This is a genomic window from Corynebacterium tapiri, assembly GCF_006334925.1.
Lineage (GTDB): Bacteria > Actinomycetota > Actinomycetes > Mycobacteriales > Mycobacteriaceae > Corynebacterium > Corynebacterium tapiri.
Genome location: NZ_VDHJ01000004.1, coordinates 46,445 through 66,657, shown reverse-complemented (window position 1 = coordinate 66,657; position 20,213 = coordinate 46,445). Strand labels below are relative to the sequence as shown.

At 59.6% G+C, this 20,213-nt stretch carries 23 protein-coding genes; all 23 read left to right on the top strand.

Features of this window, described 5'->3' with window-relative positions:
- Window positions 1–31 precede the first annotated feature (31 nt).
- The gene (locus FHE74_RS03960) at window positions 32–1,357 is read left to right on the top strand and encodes a VG15 protein (RefSeq protein ID WP_139465211.1); all 1,326 of its coding nucleotides are present in this window, start codon (window positions 32–34) and stop codon (window positions 1,355–1,357) included.
- A gap of 2 nt (window positions 1,358–1,359) precedes the next feature.
- Window positions 1,360–1,611, top strand: a complete 252-nt coding sequence (locus FHE74_RS03955; RefSeq protein ID WP_139465210.1) for a hypothetical protein — start codon at window positions 1,360–1,362, stop codon at window positions 1,609–1,611.
- A gap of 187 nt (window positions 1,612–1,798) precedes the next feature.
- Window positions 1,799–2,371 carry a hypothetical protein gene (locus tag FHE74_RS03950; RefSeq protein WP_139465209.1) on the top strand — a complete coding sequence of 191 codons (573 nt, stop codon included), beginning with the start codon at window positions 1,799–1,801 and terminating at the stop codon, window positions 2,369–2,371.
- A 19-nt stretch (window positions 2,372–2,390) separates the two neighbouring features.
- The gene (locus FHE74_RS03945; protein WP_139465208.1) at window positions 2,391–2,759 is read left to right on the top strand and encodes a capsid cement protein; all 369 of its coding nucleotides are present in this window, start codon (window positions 2,391–2,393) and stop codon (window positions 2,757–2,759) included.
- 29 nt (window positions 2,760–2,788) lie between these two features.
- Complete coding sequence (locus FHE74_RS03940; RefSeq protein ID WP_139465207.1) at window positions 2,789–3,697, top strand: major capsid protein; 909 nt, start codon at window positions 2,789–2,791, stop codon at window positions 3,695–3,697.
- Between the two features lie 23 nt (window positions 3,698–3,720).
- A complete protein-coding gene (locus FHE74_RS03935; protein ID WP_139465206.1) occupies window positions 3,721–4,095 on the top strand; it encodes a hypothetical protein in 375 nt (124 codons plus the stop codon).
- Between the two features lie 9 nt (window positions 4,096–4,104).
- Window positions 4,105–4,452, top strand: a complete 348-nt coding sequence (locus tag FHE74_RS03930; protein WP_139465205.1) for a hypothetical protein — start codon at window positions 4,105–4,107, stop codon at window positions 4,450–4,452.
- The gene (locus FHE74_RS10635; protein WP_180339672.1) at window positions 4,449–4,625 is read left to right on the top strand and encodes a hypothetical protein; all 177 of its coding nucleotides are present in this window, start codon (window positions 4,449–4,451) and stop codon (window positions 4,623–4,625) included. Before FHE74_RS03930 ends, FHE74_RS10635 begins: the two co-directional genes overlap by 4 nt.
- On the top strand, window positions 4,625–4,861 hold the full coding sequence (locus tag FHE74_RS03925; RefSeq protein ID WP_139465204.1) for a hypothetical protein: 237 nt from the start codon (window positions 4,625–4,627) through the stop codon (window positions 4,859–4,861). The genes FHE74_RS10635 and FHE74_RS03925 overlap by 1 nt, the downstream gene beginning before the upstream one ends.
- Complete coding sequence (locus tag FHE74_RS03920; RefSeq protein ID WP_139465203.1) at window positions 4,862–5,236, top strand: hypothetical protein; 375 nt, start codon at window positions 4,862–4,864, stop codon at window positions 5,234–5,236.
- 41 nt (window positions 5,237–5,277) lie between these two features.
- Window positions 5,278–6,120, top strand: coding sequence for an Ig domain-containing protein (locus FHE74_RS03915; protein ID WP_139465202.1), 843 nt, complete (start codon window positions 5,278–5,280; stop codon window positions 6,118–6,120).
- A 96-nt stretch (window positions 6,121–6,216) separates the two neighbouring features.
- Window positions 6,217–6,480, top strand: a complete 264-nt coding sequence (locus FHE74_RS03910; RefSeq protein ID WP_139465201.1) for a hypothetical protein — start codon at window positions 6,217–6,219, stop codon at window positions 6,478–6,480.
- Window positions 6,481–6,545: 65 nt separating this feature from the next.
- Window positions 6,546–6,929 carry a hypothetical protein gene (locus FHE74_RS03905; RefSeq protein WP_139465200.1) on the top strand — a complete coding sequence of 128 codons (384 nt, stop codon included), beginning with the start codon at window positions 6,546–6,548 and terminating at the stop codon, window positions 6,927–6,929.
- A gap of 24 nt (window positions 6,930–6,953) precedes the next feature.
- On the top strand, window positions 6,954–12,575 hold the full coding sequence (locus FHE74_RS03900; RefSeq protein ID WP_139465199.1) for a phage tail protein: 5,622 nt from the start codon (window positions 6,954–6,956) through the stop codon (window positions 12,573–12,575).
- 10 nt (window positions 12,576–12,585) lie between these two features.
- Window positions 12,586–13,329, top strand: a complete 744-nt coding sequence (locus FHE74_RS03895) for a hypothetical protein (protein ID WP_139465198.1) — start codon at window positions 12,586–12,588, stop codon at window positions 13,327–13,329.
- 3 nt (window positions 13,330–13,332) lie between these two features.
- Complete coding sequence (locus FHE74_RS03890) at window positions 13,333–14,211, top strand: hypothetical protein (protein ID WP_139465197.1); 879 nt, start codon at window positions 13,333–13,335, stop codon at window positions 14,209–14,211.
- Window position 14,212: 1 nt separating this feature from the next.
- Window positions 14,213–15,787 carry a hypothetical protein gene (locus FHE74_RS03885; protein WP_139465196.1) on the top strand — a complete coding sequence of 525 codons (1,575 nt, stop codon included), beginning with the start codon at window positions 14,213–14,215 and terminating at the stop codon, window positions 15,785–15,787.
- A gap of 117 nt (window positions 15,788–15,904) precedes the next feature.
- Window positions 15,905–17,497 (top strand): hypothetical protein, encoded by a 1,593-nt coding sequence (locus FHE74_RS03880; RefSeq protein WP_139465195.1) that lies wholly within the window; start codon window positions 15,905–15,907, stop codon window positions 17,495–17,497.
- A 33-nt stretch (window positions 17,498–17,530) separates the two neighbouring features.
- A complete protein-coding gene (locus FHE74_RS03875) occupies window positions 17,531–18,136 on the top strand; it encodes a carbohydrate-binding protein (protein ID WP_139465194.1) in 606 nt (201 codons plus the stop codon).
- A 43-nt stretch (window positions 18,137–18,179) separates the two neighbouring features.
- Window positions 18,180–18,986, top strand: coding sequence for a peptidoglycan recognition protein family protein (locus FHE74_RS03870; protein ID WP_139465193.1), 807 nt, complete (start codon window positions 18,180–18,182; stop codon window positions 18,984–18,986).
- The gene (locus FHE74_RS03865) at window positions 18,979–19,290 is read left to right on the top strand and encodes a hypothetical protein (protein ID WP_139465192.1); all 312 of its coding nucleotides are present in this window, start codon (window positions 18,979–18,981) and stop codon (window positions 19,288–19,290) included. The genes FHE74_RS03870 and FHE74_RS03865 overlap by 8 nt, the downstream gene beginning before the upstream one ends.
- Window positions 19,291–19,307: 17 nt before the next feature.
- Window positions 19,308–19,733, top strand: a complete 426-nt coding sequence (locus tag FHE74_RS03860; RefSeq protein WP_139465191.1) for a hypothetical protein — start codon at window positions 19,308–19,310, stop codon at window positions 19,731–19,733.
- Complete coding sequence (locus FHE74_RS03855; RefSeq protein WP_139465190.1) at window positions 19,730–20,044, top strand: hypothetical protein; 315 nt, start codon at window positions 19,730–19,732, stop codon at window positions 20,042–20,044. Before FHE74_RS03860 ends, FHE74_RS03855 begins: the two co-directional genes overlap by 4 nt.
- Window positions 20,045–20,213 lie beyond the last annotated feature (169 nt).

The window sequence follows — 20,213 nt, the reverse complement described above, 5'->3', positions numbered from 1 at the left end:
GACTGCTTGACGCTTTTCTTCGGGTGTGAACATGATTGCCTCCTTGTTGCAGGGTGACTCACAACAAGGCTGGCACTACGGGTTGGCTGCGGATGTACAGGCTGTTGTTGTGCGCCTGGTTCGGCAGCAGGGTGTGCCGGCGACTGTGGATCAGGCTTCCAAGCTTGCTGAGCAGTTGTACCCGAGTGTGGTGCGCGCCAGGGAGTCCGCGTACCGGGCTCATATGGTGGAGCTTGGTCGGCAGGCTGTGGCTGCTGGTGTGGAGCTGCGGGCGGAGCCTTTGGAGGAGTACCCGCCGAAGGCTTTGTTTGATGCTGTGTGCCAGATCGCGCGCATTACCCCAGGGTCCACGAATATTCGTGTTGATTTGCTGGATAAGGAGACCGGGGAGCTGGTTTCTACTCCGGTGATGCCGTCTGCGGATAATCGCCATGATCGTGTGGTTGTGGATCGTGTTGCTGCGGAGTTGTCGCGGCGTGTGTCGCGTCATGTGGTGCAGGCTGGTCGGCAGGGTGTGGCGTCGACGGTTCATAATGGTTCGGCGCGTTTTGCTGCGTCTGGTCGTCCTGCTCATGCGGGTTATGCGCGTGTGCTGACGGGGCGTGAGAATTGTGCGTTTTGCGCGATGTTGGCGTCTCGTGGGCCGGTGTACCGGGAGGACACGGTTGTTCAGCGTAAGGACGGTCGTCGTTACCACGATGGGTGTGACTGTATTCCTGTTCTGGTGGTTGATGGTCACCCGTGGGAGGGTGAGGACGCTTACCGGAGGCTGGAGAAGCGTTGGCGTGATGTGACGTGGCGCAAGGACGATTCTGGTGAGCCAACGAGCCCGGGGGCTGATCAGTGGGCCAAGTGGCGAGCCCACGTTCAAGGCGGAAAGCTAAACGCGAAAGACTTCACTCCGACTTCTAAGGCTCGTAACTGGCCGAAGATCAGAAGCGTTGAAGTTCCTTCGCTCAAAAATGGTGGCAAGTCCATCGCGTTCTCAGGGGAGCCAGTGCCTACGGATGTTCACAGAATTGTGGGCCATGTTCTCTATGGATGGAGAGATCGTCCACTCAGCGGAGTCGGCAAAATCCCTCACACGGAGGACCAGCGTTACGGCCACACATGGGATTCAAAACGGACAGATGCGTCGAAGTTCCCTCGAGAGTGGTCGCACCAACAAATAGCTGCGGCGGTTCTCCGAACTCTCGAAGACCCCGATTACGTCCAAACGAAGCAGCACAGTCGCATCGTATGGCGAGAGGTAGATGGTATCCTGGTGATGGCAAAGTATGCCCTGGTAAGTGGGGAAGCAAGGTTCGTGACCTCTCATCCAGTCGATAGAATTCCATCCAGAGCGAAGAAGGTGTGATCATGACGCTTTACCAGCGCCTTGACATGGTGACGCCAGCGGCGGTTAGCCGCGAGGATGCGCTTTATTTCGCTGGACTCGGAAATGATGAGGCGGCGCTGATGACGCTTCTCGAAGATGCCTCCGAGGCTAACTTGATCACTGCCGATATGGTCACTGAGCTTCGCTCAATAATCCGTGAAAAGATGATTGAGCCAGTCATCGAAGAGTTCATCGAATTTGAGCTCAGTGAATCTTTGAAAAGCGCTTCGTAAAGACTTTTTGCTCACAAGTTGACCCCCTAACTGGTTTTTAAGAGATCAGTTCAAGGGGGATTTTTTATGCCCGCATGGTGCAAGCCCCTTGGTTCGATTCCGGGGCGGGCAACTCAACCCCGTTGCTGCGATGGTGGCGGGGTTTTGTCATATCCAACACCAACATTCACGCCCAGGAGGCGCACACATGTCGGATAACACTACCGCCACCAACACCAACAACCAGGACGAGGTGGCAAACCAAGACAACACCACCACCAGCGACGACAAGGCCACCAACACCAACGACAACACTGGTGCCGGTGCCGAAATGTCCCGCGAAGACCTCGAAAAGGCACTAGCCAAGGCCCGCAAGGAAGCAGCCCGCTACCGCACAGAACGCAACGACCTGCGCGGAGACGCTGAAAAGTACCGCGAAGCCAAGGAAGCCGAAAAGTCCGAGCTCGAAAAGGCCCAGGAGGCCAACGCACGACTCCAGCGCGACTACGAGGCCATGCAGGCACAAAACAAGCGCCTGCAGGTGGTATCCCGATTCGGGATCACTGAGGACAACATCGACCTGCTCGGCAATGACCCCGAGAAGTTCGAGGCGAACGCGGAGCGCATCGCCGCACTGCAGAAGGCAGAGGCCCGCCGGCCGGGCCCTCCGTCTGACTACCCGCGCGAGTACCTCAAGCCCGGCTCCTCCGAGCCGGAGAACACCCCGGATTACAACTACTTGGCAGCTTGGCCCGTGACCGGGCCGTTTGCCAACAACTAAGAATGGAGAAGACCCGAACATGGCTGTAACGCATGTCTCGTACACCCCAGCCCAGAATGTGACCGTCAAGGCACAGGGCGCACTCAGCGCCTCCACCTTCGTCACCATTTCCGCCGACGTCAGCGGACGTAACCCGGTCGTCAAGACCGCAGCCGCAGGCAACATGGCCTTCGGCGTTCCCGCACACGATGTAGCCGACGGCGGCCACGTCATGGTGTACCGCTCCGGCCACATCGTCACTGTCGCAGCAACCGGCTCCCTGACCGCAGGTGACATTGTCGCCGCCGGCTCGAACGGCAAGGCCGTGAAGCTGACCGAAGGAACCGCCCCCGCAGGCGTTGCCGTGTCCACGGCTGCTGACGGTTTCGTCCAGGTCGCCCTGGGCTAAAGAGAACAAAAGAAGGAGCATAGAAGCCTATGTCTAACGTGACTTTCCCGCTCGACCCGACGCAGGTCGTCGACGGCAAGGTCTCCCTTGACCTCCTCGTCAAGGAACCAACCCACATCTCCAAGTACATCTCCAACCTGGTGCAGGCCAACCTGGTCTCCCAGTTCCTGTACACCTCCACCGCCGCCAACGGTGGCGCGATCCTGTTTGACCAGCTCGTGGAGAATAAGGCCACCGCCGACCGCAACCCCGGGGTTATCGCCCCGGGCGCTGAGTTCCCCATGCTGGGAACCTCCAACGGTGAGCCCATCGTCCGTGGCGTGGTCAAGACTGGTGGCAAGTACGAGGTCACCCGCGAGGCACAGCTTCGCAACGACCCGACCGTGCTGCAGCGCAACGCCCAGCGCATCGCCAACACGATGGTCAAGGACATCGACCGTCGTGCTTTCGCAGCGATCACCAACGACCTTGCCAAGTTCGACGGTGCGCTCGGATTCGCCTCCTCTGGCTGGGCTGCAGCCACCAAGGTGGCCAAGGACACCAAGACCGCAGTGACCGGCGAAGGGCAGATCGTCTCCGACCTGCTCGACGCGAAGCTGTTGGTTGAGGAAACCGGGATGGGCTACTCCCCGGACACCCTGGTTCTGTCTCCGCAGGCTCGTACCGCCATGCAGAAGTTGCTGGGGCTCGACAACTGGCAGGGTGTGCTTAACTCCCTCGGCCTGACTGCGTACACCACCACCGCGCTGGCTGACCCGGGCGAGGCTCTGCTTCTGCAGCGTGGCGCTGTCGGCGTGATGGGTGTTGAGGACCCGATCAGCACCGACAACGAGTACATCAAGTCTCGTCAGGTCACTGAGTTCTACACCTGGGCAACGCTCGCGTTCGGTGTGACCGACCCGCTGGCGGTCGTCAAGATCACTGGCCTGAACAAGTAACCAGAAGCTAGAGGGGCGGTTCGGTGAGTTTCGCTACTGCAGAAGAATTCCGGGCGCTCTGGCCACAAGCCCAAGGCAGCGATGCCGAAATTGAGGCCAAGCTTCGTGTCGCCACGGCCTACCTACGCTCATTGTTCGACCTCCCGGTTGTTCCTTCGGGGCATCTGGGGGATGTGCTCATGGGTGTGGTCGTGGCGATGGTGAAGCGGTCCATGCTGGCCGATAGTGGCGGGAATATGCAGTCGACGGGGCATACCGCCGGGCCGTTCTCGGAGACCGTGTCCTATCGCAACTCGGAAGGCAATCTGTACATTACTGCGCAGGAGCGTGAAGTGATTCAGGCTGCTTTGGCTGGCCGTCACGGCGGCATGCGCAGCATCGACGCGATAGGGGGATGAGCAGTCTTTATGGCTTTTATCCCGCTGTCGCAGTCGATTGACATGCAGGCCAAGGCTGGTACGAAGCGTGATCGCTTCGGCAACCTGGTCGCTGCTCCCGGCGAGTGGCGACAAGTCAGGGTGGCCTCATGGTGGGTTGACCGCAGTGAAGAAAAGGCAGGGGACTCAGTGCTACGCACTGTCGATTACCTGCACGTTCACTGCCTGCCCGCGGATGCCCCCGGGCCAGATGGCCGTGTACGCACCCCAGATGGTCGCGTTTGGTCAGTCCAAGGCAACTCGGAAGATTTCAACCACGGCTTTCACGGGTTTATCCCCGGTCTAGTTGTCGTCCACGCCAAGGAGGTACAAGGATGATCGAAGTCAGCGCACTGAACATCAACGATGAGCTGGTCAGCGTGAAATTTGAGACTAACGCGGTCGAAGTTATTGATGGTGCCCTGATCGTTTACACGGAGGGCGCTAAGAACTTCATCGCAGGTTTCGCCCCCGGGCAGTGGTTCAGCTTCCACAATCTGGCGGCGCACTAATGGCCGTCAAGATCAACTGGAAAATGGACGGCTTCACCCAGCTACGTAAAGACCCCGCACTGGTCAAACAGATAGACGACCTCGCCGGAAACTTAGCAGAACGGGCAGGCCGGGGCTTCGAGGTGAAAACCCGTGAGGATGACCGCTACCGGGCGATCGTGTTCACGGACACCCCGAGGGCCATGGTCGTCAATGCTCGTGACAACACACTGATCAAAGCCTTAGGGGGTGGGTAAGTGGTACTTGCTGTTGAGCGGCTACTCGAGGAGCTGAAGGCACGTTTCGATGTGCCAGTGTTCACGAAGGTGCCGCGCTATGAAGCCCCCGGGCTGTTTATTCGTGTGGATGCTGGCGAGCCTCGTGCTTCCACTGTGGTCAGTGAGGACACGCTGATGGCTGTGCAAGTTTATGGGGGCGATCTCGATGAGACCATCACCTTGATTGGCCGGCTACGTCAGTACCTCATGGATGAGTGCTACCGGGTTAACCCGCACATCGTGTGGTGGCGGGAAGAGGCCGGGCCGCACGAGTTCCCAGACCCCGATACAGATACGCACACCCGATACCAATTAACGGGCGTGCTGACCACAACCCTTGACCTACCCGCGTAGGTCAGGGGCTTTTTTAATGCCACAAAAACTAGGAGGATATAGTGGCTGATCTGCGTAATCGCAAGAACGTAATCGTTGGTGCCCCGGACGTTGAAGCGTCTGGCGGCATCACCATCGGCAAGGTGGCAGATAATAAGTCCCAGTTCCCCGAGACTGTGGACGCCAAGCTGGACGCGCTCGAACACGGGCCTGCCGGCTACGTCTCCGAGGACGGCGTCGTCAAGACCGTCGACCGCTCCACCGACAAGATCAAGGACTGGAACGGCGACACCATCCTGATCACCCAGTCCGACCACTCTGTGACCCTGCAGGTCACCTTCATGGAGGGTGCGAACGGCGAGGTCCTGAAGATGATCGCCGGCGAGTCCAACGTGCAAGACAACGGCGACACCCTGCGCGTCGTCGACAATGCGGACGAGCTTCCGCACCGCTCCATCGCGTTCACCATCAAGGGCGGAAACGGCTCCAAGATCCTCGTGTTCGCACCCGATGCACAGGTCACCGAGGTGGGCGAGGTCAACTATGTCCGCTCCGATGTGATCAAATACCAGGCCACCCTGGAGTGCTTCGGCGTGGATAACGTCAAACTCATTTCCCTGATCAAGCGCGGCACGGACGCTAAGGGCACCACCGATGCCCCTATGGTCACTACCACGTCTTTGAACGTGACCAGCGGCGCTGAGGTCAACGAGACCCTGGCAGCTGATGGTGGCGCTGCTCCGTACATGTGGAACGCCACGGGCCTGCCAGCCGGGCTGACCCTGGCTACCGACGGCAAGCTGACCGGCACTACCACGGACGCGGGTGCCCACACTGTGCACGTCGTGGTCGGTGATTCCACCGGCAAGTCCCGAAACCAGGACATCACCATCACTGTCGCCTAACGCGATGGCCCTACGGATACGGGAGACGCCGTAGGGCCTACTTAAAAGTCTCCCCAAGTTTCCAAATTTTCCTAAGTAGAAAGGTCTCCCAAGATCATGGCTCTCGAACGATTCCACTTCACCCGCTCCAACGGCGAAGAACGCGAGTTCCCCTACCTCATGGACACCATGGGTATGCGCAAGCTCCATAAGCTCCAGAAGAAGTACAAGGACGACCCGGAGCAGCTGACCGAGGAACTCCTGACCTCCGCTCTGGGCAAGAAGGTCGCCGACGAAATCCTGGACGACTGGTCGATGCGTGACTCCACCAACTTCATGCAGGGCTGGATGGATGACGAGGACGCTCCTGTGGGGGAATAATCGGGCTGTGCGAGGCCCTAGAAGACGATGAATTCCGCCAAGCAGTCGAATACGACCTCATCTCAATGGGTCTGCGACTGCGCTGGCTATGCGACGGCACAGACCGGCTGAACTGGCGGGACCTGCTGGTCATCGTGCGTCAGTGCGGCCATGACTCCGCACTTGTGCGTCACTCAATGGGGGACGCGGCCTCCTGGTCGGTGGATACACACATCCTTGCCGGGCTTCTTGACGGGGTTAACGGGCTGTTGTGGCAGGGCAGCGGCGGAAAGGGCGGCAAGCCCAAACCGATGCAACGCCCCACCATGGGCAAGACCGCACAAGCACCAGAAGGTAAGCCGGCGCCGGTTCCGGAAGGTGACCCGTTCAAGGACGACGAATCTGGCGTGTTCCGGGGCGAAATGACCCCCCTGGGCGAGCTGAACGAGTGGCTGGGGTGGGTCGATTAATCAACAATTAGAAAGGTGTGGCCGATGGCGGCGACTGGCGTAGAGCTCGCAAATGCGTGGGTGACCATTAAGCCCTCCACCAAGGACATTGCTCCGGAGGTCACGAAGGCACTCAAGGGCATCGACACGACAAGTGTTGGTTCCAAGCTGGGCGACCGTCTCAATGGTGCCCTTTCTAAATCCCTCAAGATCGGCGCGGCTGCCACGGGTGCAGCTGTTGGTGGTGTTCTCGCAGGCGCCATCACCAAGGGCATGTCGCGTCTGACGGCGATTGAGGGTGCTCAGGCCAAGCTCAAGGGCCTGGGCAACTCGGCTAGTGATGTCGCGTCGATCATGGACAATGCGCTGGCGTCGGTGAAAGGCACAGCTAACGGTCTTGGTGAGGCCGCTGCCGTGTCCGCGTCCATGGTTGCCGCTGGCATTAAGCCTGGCCAGCAGCTTGAGCAGACCCTTAAGACTGTGGGTGATACGGCGGCTATTGCTGGGCGGTCCATGCAGGATGTGGGTCTGATCTTTGGTTCTATTGCTGCCCGCGGCAAGCTGCAGGGTGACGACATGCTGCAGCTGATGTCCTCCGGCATCCCAGTCCTGCAGTTGTTGGCAGAAGAGACCGGCAAGACGTCCGAAGAGATCAGTGACATGGTCTCCAAGGGTGAGATCGACTTCGCCACCTTTGAGCGCGCCATGCGCAACGGCATGGGTGGCGCTGCCCTGGAGATGGGCAACACCTTCTCAGGTGCGCTGAAGAATATGGGTGCTGCGATGGGGCGTTTCGGTGAAGCGCTCGCAGGGCCCGCGTTTAAGGCCGCGCCTCCGTTGTTCGCTGCGATTGGCGGGGCGTTTGACGCTATGGCGGCGGGGTTCAAGCCCGCTAGTGAACGTATTACTGCCATGCTGGTGCCTGCGATGGAACGCCTCGGCGGGTCTGTCAACAATATGGGGCCAGTGTTTGAGGCTGTAGGCCGCTGGGTAGGCGAGCTGGCAGAAAAGATCACTCGTGTGGCTGTCGATCCGTCCACATGGGAGACGATCAAGGTTGTTTTTGTTGGCATCGGGGAAGCGGCAAAAGCTATAGGCTCACCCTTATTGTCCTTAGTAGGGGTATTCGGGCGCATTGCTGGTGCGATCAGTGTGCAAGTATGGGATGCGCTTATTCGCGTTCTGGAAGCTCTCGCCCCTGTGCTGGAGCACGTGGTCGTGCCTGCGCTTGAGAAGATCGCGTCTATGGCGGAGAAGCACCCCGAGCTAGTTGGGGCGCTGGTCACGGCATGGATGGGCATGATGGTGCTCAATAAGATCACCGCACCTCTACGTGGTGTGGCTGGCGCGTTGCTGGCCGTGGGGCATGTCTTCATCATGATGAAGTTCGCCGACGAAATGACCAAGCTGGCAGGGGCCGTAGCAAAGACCAACCCTGCGTTGTCGTCTTTTGCCCGCATGGCCGCGAACCTGACTAAGGCGTTTAACCCGCTGGGCACAGTCCTGCGGTTCATCATGTCCCCGATCAAGGCCCTAGCTGGTCTGTTCGTGCAGTTGATCACCAAGCTCAACCCGATCACAGCGATCATCAGCATCGTAGTGACGGCCCTGGTTCTGTTCTTCACCAAGACCGAGATGGGCCGTGAACTGTGGCAACGCTTCGTCGACGCGCTTTCCGCTGGCTGGCAGTGGATTAGCGCTAAGGCGATGGAAGCATGGGCACAAATCCAGCCCGTGCTGCAGGCCCTGTGGGACAAGATCACGGAGCTGGCTACCCAGGTCATGCCCGTACTGATTTCCGCTGGGCAGAAGCTGTGGCAGGCGATCAGTCCTGTGGTGAAGTTCATCGTTGATGCGCTCACCCAGATTGGCCAGATTGCGGTCAACATTCTGGGTGGCGTGCTGGCCGTTGCCCTCGGGCTGCTGATCGTGGCGTGGAACGGCCTAGCAGCGGCGTTTAACTGGGCGTGGACGAATGTTCTGCAGCCAATCCTCAACGGCCTCGGTGAAGTATTCACCTGGTTGTGGACCACGATCATTTCCCCCACGATTGACTGGATCAAGGCCAAGTGGATCGACCTGTCCGCAGTGTTTACCGCTGTGTGGGACTTCCTCAAGGCCAACGTCTTCGACCTCATGGGCGCAGCCTTCACCTGGTTGTGGACCGAAGTTATCTCCCCAGTCATTGACTGGATCAAGGGTAAGTGGACTGAACTGTCCAATGCGTTCACCATCGTGTGGACGGTCATCAAGACCACGGTGCTGGACGCTTTCGGTGCCGCCTTCAACTGGCTCTGGTCCAACGTCATCTCCCCAGTTGTTGACTGGATTAAGGGGAAGTGGTCGGATCTGTCTGCCCTCATGGGAGCGGTCTGGAACTGGATCAGCGCCAACGTGTTCGCACCTATGGGCGCTGGGTTCAATGCACTCTGGGCGAACGTTGTCCGGCCTGTCGTCGACTGGGTCGCCGGCAAGTGGGACTGGCTCAAGGGCGCGCTGGCTGCTGCCTGGCAGTGGATCGACTCGAACGTGCTCGGAGCTTTCCGCAACGGCATGAATAACCTCAAGGCCTTTTTCGGCACGGTTGTTGACGGTATTTCCTCCGCATGGTCAACACTGCGTGGTGCGCTCGCCAAGCCGGTGAACTTCTTGATCAACACTGTCTACAACGACGGTATTGCCAAGGCTTGGGACACCATTGGTTCGTTCCTGCCGCTGAATCCCAAGACCGCACGACGCCTAAGCCCCATCGGTGGCTACGCCACAGGTGGCGCTATCCGCGGCAAGGGCACAGGCACCTCGGACGATATTCCCGCGTGGCTGTCGAACGGTGAGCACGTCCTAACCGCAGCGGATGTTAAGGCATTCGGTGGACAAGGCGCTGTCTACGCAATACGAAACGCTCTGCAAGATGGGCAAGGCTTCACCTTCGACGGGCGTAAGCTCGCAATCCTGCCGGAGCACCTGAAGAACCGCACTGGTGATCTTTTGGGGGCGGCACCTAGCCTGTTCCCGGCGTTCGCCGACGGTGGCGAAGTCCGCCCGATGTGGGAGCTGCAGCTCGAGCGCGGCCACCAGTGGGCAAAGTCCCGCCACGGTCGCCCCTACGTCCTGGGCGGCTCCGCAGATGGCGGGGGCGGCACGGACTGCTCTGGCTTCATGTCCGGTATCGCTGACGTCATGGGTGGTGGCACTGGTCATCGCCAGTGGGCCACGATGGCGTTTAACGGCGGTGGCAACTCGCAGTACCCCACTGGCCCACAAGGCTTTGTGGCTGGTCTGAAGGGCAACACTTTCAGTATCGGCGTGACCAACGGTGGTGCTGCCGGTGGTCACACTGCCGGAACTCTGGGCGCTACATCGCGTGTGGGTGCGGTCAATGTCGAGTCGGGCGGTTCCCCGTCGATGGTGAAGTATGGCACTGGCGCTGCCGGCGCCAATGATGGGTACTTCACCACGCACTATCACCTGCCTATTGGCCCTGGTGGCGCATTCGTTATCGGTAAGGGCACTGGTGGCCCGTCGCCGGATCAGATGCGCAAGTTCATCACGGACAAGGTATCTGGTGCCATCGACAAGATCATGGGGCCGATCAAGGGACGCCTGCCGTCCGGTCCACCCGAGTACAACAACATCCCGCGTGGCGCCTACGACAAGGGCAAGACTGCCCTGTCCGAGGGCGTGGGCAAGGTTGTGCAGGGCCTTGGCGACAAGCTGTCCACGGTATATACCGCCGCCCAGGAGGTTGGAGAACTGGTGCGCAACGCTGGCCGGGGCGTTATGGCCCTAGCGGGTCGCGCGATTGGCCTGCATGACTCTGGCGGTTGGTTGCAGTCTGGCAACTTGGCGTTGAACCTGTCGGGTAAGCCGGAGCCGGTGCTGACCAATTCCCAGTGGTCCCTGGTTGCGCAGGGTATCCGCAAGATTGGTGAGCTTATCCCCGCGTTGGAGAAGCAAGCCGACGCTATTGCCAAGTCCTTGGAGAAGGGCGACGGTGGAAACATTGGTGCCTGGTTGAGTGGGTCCACCATCAAGGAAAAGCTGGATATGGCCACCAAGCTACCAATGGTGGGTAGCCTGTTCTCCCCGTTCACGGGTGTTGCCGGTGGGGTGGACTCACTGACCAAGGCTTACGATGATCAGGCCAAGGCCGCAGGTGATGTGGTCGCAGCCGAGGACGCTCTTAACACGGCACGTGCTGAGGGTGATGCCAATAAGATCGCAGATGCCGAAAAGAAGTACGCCGCGGCGAAGGCGGTGGCGACGAAGGCGGCTGTGGCGGCAGGCCAGGCCGAGATCGCGCTGGCGATTGAAGTCGCAGACCTGGTTATGGGCCTGGTCGATCGTCTGATCGGTTCGATCATGACTGCACGTGTCGAGGCGTTCAAGGGCATGGCCAGCATGGCCGGGTCTGTGCGTGAGCTTGTTGGTATGGCCGAGAAGTTCCGCAACGAGATCACTGGCCTGGTTGTGTCGTTCGCCACCTCTGCGATTGACCTTGCTGCCGCGGAGCGCAACGTGCGTATCGTCCGCATGGACGGGGCCAAGGCTTCGCTTGAGGCGGCTAAGACAGTGGCGGAGGCGCAGGCCAAGTTTGATGCTCAGCGCAAGGCGGATATGCGCCGGGCGGCGTTGGACTACACGGACCTGTCTTTGGCGTATGACCGCTTCCGCTGGAACATGCGTCAGGCTGGGCATGATGCGATGAATGAGCTGGCCGCCTGGTCCGATGAGTCGCATGCCCTGTACTCGGAGTTGTTGGCAGCCCAGGTTGGGCAGCAGTTGGCGATTAAGAAAGCCCAGGAGTCCAATCTTGAGGCCACGCTGAAGGCCACCCTGGCGGCACTTGATTTGCGGGATGTGACGAGCAGTCTGGGTGTTGCTACCCAGAAGCTTGCGGTCATGTCTGGCAGCGCTTTTGGCTACGACAGCGTGCAGGCCACGGTAGGCCAGCGGTACGCGAACCTGGTGGCCGAAAAGGCTGGTTTGCAGGCTGATCAGGCCAATATCAAGACCTGGATCAACCCGGTGAATTGGTTCACGGCCATGCCTGCCGCGCAGCGCCGCATCAAGCAGATTGATGCGGAGCTTGCCAACCTTGCCAAGCGGGACGATTTCAAGGACTTCGACCGCAGCACCAAGGCCGCGATTGACAAGGCCGCGGTGAGCGCCGGGTTCATGGGATTCTTCGGTGCTGGCGACAAGGTTGCCGGCATGATCAAGAACAGTGCCCTGGGTGACCCCGCACGCGCGCTTGATCAGATCAAGTTCGAGCACTCTGTGATTGACCTCAAGGCGGAGCAGGACAAGCTGCGATCAAAGATTGACCGCGACCTGGCCGAGCTTGATAGTCGCGCTAAGACTGACCCGCTGAAGACCGAGATCATGGGCCTGGAGCGGGAAAAGGCCGCGAATGAAACGTGGGCCGAGTACTGGCGCGCAGACAACGCCGAAGTCAAAAAGGCCCTGGCCGACCTTGCCAAGGTGCAGGCGGACAACGCCACCACCCTCAAGGGGATGGCGGCAGAGTCCAAGACCATCAACCTCTACGGCAATACCGCGTCGATGGACGATGTGGAAAAGATGCTGGGTGACCTGGGATACCGGGTTAACCGGCTGGAGAACCCACGCCCGAGCGCGCTGGATGTTGTTGGGGCACGTCGATAGGAGGATGTGAATGTACACGCTGAAGTATGTGGCCCCGGATGGGGTGGTGTTTCCTCTGATCGGCGGGCCTTATGGGGCTGTTTTTGTGCGTGATGGTGGCCTGGAGTCGCTGGTGGCCTCGTTTGAGGACACTGGTGTGCAGGCTGCTGGTCATGCAGGTCGTCGTGTGGATTGGCGTGATCGTCTGGTTAAGGAATTGACTGGGGCGCTTACGGTGGTTGTGCGTGACCCTGCGTTGTGGCCGGGGTTTGCTCGTGCTTTTCATTCCCGCCGCCATGGCACGTTGGTGTTGGATGGTGGGGCATTGGGGCCGATGCGTTTGAGTGTTCGGTTGGCTGCTCCTATTGGGCCGCCGTCGATGCAACCGAAGCCTGGCACGGAGGTGCAGGTGAGTTTGGTTGCTGACGATGGTGTGTGGGTGCAGTCGCATACGGGCACGGGAAACGTCACTGTGACGAATTACGGTGATGTTCCTATATGGCCGAGCGTGGAGTGGGATGGGGCCGGTGGGCAAGTAAAACTACCGTCTGGCGCCACATTCACGCTTCCTGCGGTGACGGGCCGGCATTCTGTGTCGTTGTCTCGTCTTGATGGTGGGGAAGTGGTTGATGCTCGTGGTCGTGTTGATCAGGGGTTGACCGATAAAGCGGGGGCGTTGTCGGAGTCTGTTCCGGTTGACTTTTCTCGCACGTTTAGTGTTCCCACGGGCGCCAGGTTGTCCTGGTCTGTGGGTTATTTTTCGCCCTGGAGGTAGCCGGTGGATTTTGAGGCCTGGAGAAAGCACATTGATCAGGTGGTCGCGGACGATGGCCAGTGGTTGGGTGTGCTCGATGAGGACGGTTGGCCGCTTATGGACTTGCCGCTGGCTTCCTCTGTGAAAGCCAGTGAAGTGAAGCTGGGGCCAGGTTCACTTGAGGTCACGGTTCCGTTGCGTGGTGGGATTGGTGGGCGTGTTGCTCGTGATCTTGTCGCCGATGATGTGCTAGCGGAGGATGGTGCCGGCAGGTTGGTGCCGTCGAATGGGCCTACGCGGTTGGTGTGTGTGGCCCGGGGTGGTGAGCGCCGGGCGTACTTGATTAGCCACGTGCATGTGGAGGGCGGGGACCCTCCCAAGACAGTGACGATTTATGGCGCTGACTTTTTGGAGGGGCTGGCGTGGTGGCCGTGCCCCTCTATCCCGCTGGATTGGCAGCAGGCCAAGTTCGCAACCTGGGATACGGATGCCAGCGGTGAGAAGTACGCCAAGCCCCGGCAACTAGCCCAGCTGAAGTTCGCGGACCAGGCTGACGGGTACACGAAGAAAGGCCCGGCGCGCACTGTGATTCGTGATCTTATCCAGGATTCTTTCGACGCGGTGAACCCCATGAAAGGGTGGCAGGACGATGATCATGCCGTTGTGGACTATTCGGGCGGGGTGGACACCTCACGTCAAGTGCTTATCCGAACCGATGATTCCTATGTGTGGGACACGGTGAGTGCTCCGGCGAAAAACGCCGGCGTGGGTATCCAGGTTGATTTGTGGTGGCCCGGTGATGGTGAGGTGACCGTGCGCACCCAAGACCGCCAAAGCACGCAAAAAATGTCATGGTCTTACCCCATACAGATTGTGCGCGTAGAGACCACGAGGGAGGTTTAACGTGCGACCACTCATTGCCGAGAACAGTGAACTAACTGTGCTGCGGTCCCTGGCCGCTTATGCCTACGGTAATTGGCAGGTGGAATGGCCGGATACCGTTCCCGAAGATCAACGGCCTAGTGCCGGCGAGGGCCGCAAGTTCGGTTACGTCGCGGACCTTGGGCGTAACCCTGGCCGGATGGGGCGTCGTTTCGTGCGCGCTGACGTGTCGATTAAGGCGCGGGATGTGGACGAAAAAGGCCAGACTGTGCCGTTTTCTGGCAGCACGGACGTGGAGCACACGCTAGATATTGCAGCACGCAAGACTGACGGTGATGTGTTCCTGGAGCGCGACATTACCCGCGCTGGGCTGAACGGCAACGTCCCTTACGTTGATTTTGACGTGGACGATATTGTTCCCGTCCTGGTGTGGGGGCGCACCCTTAACCTGCCGGTGACCTCGATTGAGGCGGTGACGGAGGCCGGGGCGACGATTGACTGGCGTATCCACGTTGGTGGCCAGTTGTTGTTTGATGATGCCGCGCAAGACCACGCGAATCTGGAGATTGAGCGGGCTATCGCGCAGGAGCGTCGGGAGCGTCTCAAGGATGTGGGCAAGGCTCATGCGGCCGCGTCTCACGCGCAGTCTACGGCGGATAGGGCGCAGGTGTCTGCTGATGGTGCCCAGTCCACGGCGGATAGTGCTTTGTCTAAGGCGGAGCTTGTTCTGTCGCCTATGCAGACTCCGGTGGGTGATGATCCGCTTGCGTTGTATGCGGCGTTCACTAGGTGGGCGCAGGCGCGGGGTATCCCGGGTGACGCACCCGTTATGCAGCTGGCTCATGTGACGAAGTTGGTGGATGAGCAGCAGGAGGAGATTAGTCGTCAGCAGGGCGACCAGTTGGACAAGTTTGGTGAGGTCGCTACCCGTGTAGATGAGCTGACGGCTGACCTTAGCGAGGTGTCGAATTTTGGTCGTGCGCGGATTGTGTGGCCTGGTGATGACTGGTCTGGCTCGCAGGGCACGTGGACGGCTAAGGGCACCTGGGTTGGCAGGGTGATGGGCGTCTACATGGAGGAGACCAACAAATACGTTAAATCCGGTGATGGTTATGTGCCTGTCCAGGAGCCACGCTATGTACTGGAGTCCGTTCCTAAGCCTGATGGTTCCCGTACTTACCCGTTCATGGTCGGTGTGTATGAGGTGGAGCCTGGTAGGGCACTGTCACGCACCCTGAGGGGTGGGGGATTGACCCCGCCGCAAAACCAGTGGACGGCAACCGGGGTGGAGTTCACGCCGGAGAAGCGGATAAACAACATGAGCGCGCGTATCTCGGTGACCTGGGGTGCAGCTAATCGTGGTTCACCGTACCGGGTGCGTCTGGTGGCCGGGGGGCGTGTGTTGGAGCAGACGTATTCGTCCAGGTTGGGGCCTTTGTTTCCGTGGGGTAATGGTCGTGCTGAGCAGTCGTTTTCTACCGGCCCGTGGACTATCCAGCCCGGCGAGGTGTTGCGTGTTGAGGTGTTGGCGGACGCTGGGGGTTCCTCGCAGCGTGAGGTTGAGTCGAGTGAGTTGTTTGTGTCGTGGACAGAGTAGGAGCACATGATGACTAGGGTTAGTGGCCCGTTGAAGTTGGTAACTAATGACCCTTTGTTGGCGGCTGGCGTTTTTGTTGGTTCGAAGCGTGTCCGCCCTCATGGTGGGGGTGCTGTGGTGCCGACTCTCACGCCGGTGAGTGTGGATAACGGCACTGTTTCGTTTGAGGCTGTTCCTGGTCCGGCTGTACTCGTGGTGTCGGACAACGGGGGTGTGTCGGAGCAGATTGAGCTGCTTATCCCGGAGTCCGCTACGGCCTCGCTGGAGTTGTGTATCACGGGCGCGCGGGTCGCGGATGAGGGTACTCGTGCCGAGATTGAGCGCCTGGCGGCGGACGCGCTTAAGGCGGTGGAGGCCGCTAAGCAGGCTAAGGTGTCGCAGGACGCTGCTTCTCAGTCCGCGCAGGCTGCTGGGGCTTCCAAGGATGAGGCGCAACGGCAGGCGCAAACCGCTACGTCGCAGGCGCAGGCGGCTAAAGCGTCGCAGGACGCGGCCAAGGCTAGTGCGTCGCAGGCGGATCAGTCGAAGAGTGCGGCGGCACAGTCCGCGTCGCAGGCTAATGATTCCAAGGCGCAGGCGGCGCAGTCCGCACAGGCAGCGTCCACGTCGAAGAATGAGGCAGCAGCCAGCGCCGAAGAGGCAGGCACAGCACGCCAGGGCGCTGAAACAGCGCGTGACCTTGCCAAGCAGTACGCGGATAGTGCACAGACGGGGATTAAGCCGGATACGGTAACCCGGGCCATGCTGAAGCCGGAGCTGCGCGGGGAGATCGACGGGAAGGCCCCCGCCAGCCACACCCACAGTGACCTGCAGGCCGCCCTGGACGGCAAGGCAGACAAGACTGCGGTACAGCCCACCATTGATGATGTGACAGCCTCAACCTATAGCGCGACACCAGGCACGTTGATGAAACGCACATCTACGGGTGCTGTGTCAGTGGCTTCCCCAACCGCAAGTGTGCACGCGGCGAACAAATCCTACGTTGATGATGCGGTGTCCGGGAAGATTAACAGCGCTGAGGCGACTCAAACAGCTAATGGTGGAAAGATCGTTAAGCGGTGGGACACAGGCCAGATCAGTGTCCCATTGGTGCCCGATAGTTCAGGTGCAGCTACGTCGAAGCAGTACGTGGACGGTGAGCTGGCGAAGAAGGTGAACTCTTCCGACACGTCGACCGCTGCTACAGGCGGAACGGTTGTGCGTCGATGGAACAGTGGGCAAATTAGTGTTCCGCTAATCCCGGATAACGCGGATGTTGCTACCTCAAAGCAGTATGTTGACCAGGCAATCGCTGAGGGTGGCGGGGGTGCGTTTGCTTTCCTGAAGTACCCCTACACGACTACTTCCAGTACAACTTCGGAGACGGTTAAGTGGTCGATGGTACGTAAGCAGGGAGCTTTTTCTCTGTCGGGTGATACTCAGATCAGTATCCCTAAGACGGGTCTGTGGGAGATCAACTACTCGATCACTTTCGCGTCGTTCTTTGATTTTACATACGAAACTGCTCTGCAGGTAGGCGGAAAGACGATTCAGTTTGCCCAGTCTCATGGCTTCTCTAGCTGGCAGCTGTCGAACAATCATGTTTTTCACGCTCAGCTGAACTTTGGTGACTGGATCAGTATCCGGAACCTGTATGAGAAGGCTGCCTGGGTCGGGTTCAACTCCGAAAAGTCGGTCCCGTCTCAGCTTGTGCTGAAGTTTATCGGGTAGTCGAATTATTTCTAGATATTAAGGAGGTCCATTGTGGGTACAAACATTGATTACCAGTCGCTGACTGATATTGAACTCAGTGAGGTAGTCCAGAAGGCTTGGGCCGAGGTGAAGCGCCGGGAAGCAGCCCCGTTTATTGAGGAGGCTAGGGCCGAGGACGCGGTGAAACTGTGGGAGGCGCACCCGGAGTTGAAGCCCGCCGTGACAACGAAGCCGGCACCGGCGAAGCCCACCGACAGCACCCTGGAACAAGCAGCACAGGCCTTTTACATCCCCACGTGGACGCAGCCCACGGGCGCTCATGATGCGCACCCCAAGGGTTACCTGTGCGTGGAGGACGGCAAGATATGGCAAGCCCTCATCGAGGCCGTGGTGTGGTCGCCCACCAGCCCGGGGATGGATGAACGCTATTGGCAGGACGTGACCGCCAAATATGTGAACGCCGGAGAAAAGCCCGCCGAGGCACCTAGTTCGCCTGCACCTAGTGCGCCGAGTAATCCCGCGTGGAAGCCCGGGATCAGCGTCAAAGCGGGCGACAAATATACCTACGGCGGCGTTTTATACCAGGTTATACAGGCTCACACCACACAGGCAGGATGGGCACCACCAAACGTTCCCGCACTCTTCCAGAAAGCCTAGACCCCTTCTTACGGGGTCTTTTTTTAATCCATAGGAGGAACAAATGAAAAATTGGGAAACACTGGAGCCCGACAAGTACACCTTGGTGGGCAGTCATCGCTACACCAAGGGGCGTGCTCGTCCTATCGACCGCATCATCATCCACCACAATGCTGCGAACAACTGGAGCAGTGAGCAGGTGCGCGACCTGTGGAACAACAGCCGTGAGGCGTCTGCGCACTACCAAGTAGAAGCAGACGGCACCATCGGGCAGCTGGTCAATGACTATGACACCGCGTGGCATGCGGCGAATGCGGACATTAACGCACGCTCGATTGGTATTGAGCACGCCAACATCAGCGGGCCGCCGCGCTGGCAGATCAGCGACAAGACCATCGAAGAGGGTGCGCACCTGGTTGCAGCCCTGTGCCACGCGTACAACCTGGGCCGCCCACAGTGGGGCAAAAACGTGTTCCCCCATTCCCGATTTACGAGCACGTCATGTCCGCACCAGCTCGACGTGGGCGGCGAAGATCACGCCACCTACATGGCGCGCGCTCAGTGGTGGTACGACAACTTCCGATCTAAGCCCGCACCCGCACCGAAGAAAGAGGAGGGCCTGTTTATGGCACTAAGTGAGCAAGAGCAACGTGAAGCGCTGGATCTTCTCCGGCGCATTTATTTTGAGCTGACCGAGAATTACCAGTCCCGCTATGAGAAGGATGGCGTGCGCTCGGAGTTCCGCGACACCGCCATTGGCTACGCGCTGGAGGCTGACCGGAAGTTGGAGGACATGCACGCGAACATGCTGCCTGCCATCTATGCGGGCATCACTGATCTGATGAAGAAGGCAGGTAAGAAGAATGGCTAACCACTATAAGAACTCGCCCAAGCCGCGCGCTGTGATCGGCACCCCGTGGTTCGTACGCCTGGCGGTCTACGTTGTTGTGGCTGCCGTGGGCCTGGCTTTGACTGTGGCGGGCATCGTGCAGCCGGAACAGGTCGATTCCTGGCTGGGGCAGACCGGCTCGCTGGCAGCCCTAATCGGTGGTCTGCTGGCGGCGGTGAACACGGGTCGTGAGTCTGACGAGAAGCCCGTGGGTGTATCCCTCTCGGAGAGTTTGCCTGCGCAGGAGCCGGAGCCCGCTAAGCCCATGTTTAGCGCCTACATGTAGACAAGGAGGGGGTCACGATGACACAAACACCACCGCCCCCAAGTCTGCAGATCTCTCACAGCGCGGCCTACTCCGACTGGGTAGGCGTGATCATCCTCACGGTTGCCAGCCTCATGCGTGGTGTCTACTACCTGCCAGCTTTTGCGCCGCTGGAGGATTTGTCGCATCCGTGGTGGCTTAACGTCCGCTGGTGGGCCTACATCTGGCTGGTTACCGGCGGCATTGGGTTGGCCGCGTGTGTAGCACGCCTAGCGCGGGTGACCCACCAACTCACTGTGCCCATTGCCAGCGGGCTGCTAGTCGCAGTGCACTTTTTCTGGGCCATGGTACTCATGGTCGGTGTCATCTCCGGGTACAACCCGCGCGGGTACGTCAACGCCACCACATTCCTGCTGATATGCGCGCTGGCCACATGGGCATTCGGTAAGGGGCGATCACGATGACCGAGGACCTACTCGTGCCCATCATCACCGTTGCCGGAACGATCATCGTTGGTATCGGTGCGGCGATCATCAACGCCCGCTCAAGCCGCGAGGGCAACGAGATCAAGTGGGCCGAAGAAATGCGCGGCTGGGCATATGCCCAGATTGATCAGCAGCATAAAATCATCGTGCGGCTACAGGAGCGCCTGGATACTGTCGAGGAGGAGCTTATGAGCCTGCGCACCCGGTATCACGTGGCCGTCGGTTGGATCGCCCGAAACCATCACAAGGTCGAAGAACCCATACCGCCTCTGATCGAGAAAGACATGTAGCGTCTTACCCCCCACCTAACCGGTGGGGGTCTTTTTTCATGCCTGGGGTTGGTTAGGCGCATGCTTCACACTTACTTCACACAGTGTTAAGCGGGTGCGAAGCTATCTGTCCTGGTGCGGGTCGTGGGGCGGTTGCCGTAGGGGGAGGAAGATTTGACGATTTTTTGAC

Bases quoted from the DNA above. Each gene is read 5' to 3' on its own strand.
- FHE74_RS03910 (WP_139465201.1), top strand. From the start codon at position 6,217: ATGGCTCTCGAACGATTCCACTTCACCCGCTCCAACGGCGAAGAACGC.
- FHE74_RS03870 (WP_139465193.1), top strand. From the start codon at position 18,180: ATGAAAAATTGGGAAACACTGGAGCCCGACAAGTACACCTTGGTGGGC.
- FHE74_RS03950 (WP_139465209.1), top strand. From the start codon at position 1,799: ATGTCGGATAACACTACCGCCACCAACACCAACAACCAGGACGAGGTG.
- FHE74_RS03955 (WP_139465210.1), top strand. From the start codon at position 1,360: ATGACGCTTTACCAGCGCCTTGACATGGTGACGCCAGCGGCGGTTAGC.
- FHE74_RS10635 (WP_180339672.1), top strand. From the start codon at position 4,449: ATGATCGAAGTCAGCGCACTGAACATCAACGATGAGCTGGTCAGCGTG.
- FHE74_RS03940 (WP_139465207.1), top strand. From the start codon at position 2,789: ATGTCTAACGTGACTTTCCCGCTCGACCCGACGCAGGTCGTCGACGGC.
- FHE74_RS03930 (WP_139465205.1), top strand. From the start codon at position 4,105: ATGGCTTTTATCCCGCTGTCGCAGTCGATTGACATGCAGGCCAAGGCT.
- FHE74_RS03855 (WP_139465190.1), top strand. From the start codon at position 19,730: ATGACCGAGGACCTACTCGTGCCCATCATCACCGTTGCCGGAACGATC.
- FHE74_RS03905 (WP_139465200.1), top strand. From the start codon at position 6,546: ATGGGTCTGCGACTGCGCTGGCTATGCGACGGCACAGACCGGCTGAAC.
- FHE74_RS03925 (WP_139465204.1), top strand. From the start codon at position 4,625: ATGGCCGTCAAGATCAACTGGAAAATGGACGGCTTCACCCAGCTACGT.
- FHE74_RS03865 (WP_139465192.1), top strand. From the start codon at position 18,979: ATGGCTAACCACTATAAGAACTCGCCCAAGCCGCGCGCTGTGATCGGC.
- FHE74_RS03945 (WP_139465208.1), top strand. From the start codon at position 2,391: ATGGCTGTAACGCATGTCTCGTACACCCCAGCCCAGAATGTGACCGTC.
- FHE74_RS03960 (WP_139465211.1), top strand. From the start codon at position 32: ATGATTGCCTCCTTGTTGCAGGGTGACTCACAACAAGGCTGGCACTAC.
- FHE74_RS03895 (WP_139465198.1), top strand. From the start codon at position 12,586: ATGTACACGCTGAAGTATGTGGCCCCGGATGGGGTGGTGTTTCCTCTG.
- FHE74_RS03900 (WP_139465199.1), top strand. From the start codon at position 6,954: ATGGCGGCGACTGGCGTAGAGCTCGCAAATGCGTGGGTGACCATTAAG.
- FHE74_RS03860 (WP_139465191.1), top strand. From the start codon at position 19,308: ATGACACAAACACCACCGCCCCCAAGTCTGCAGATCTCTCACAGCGCG.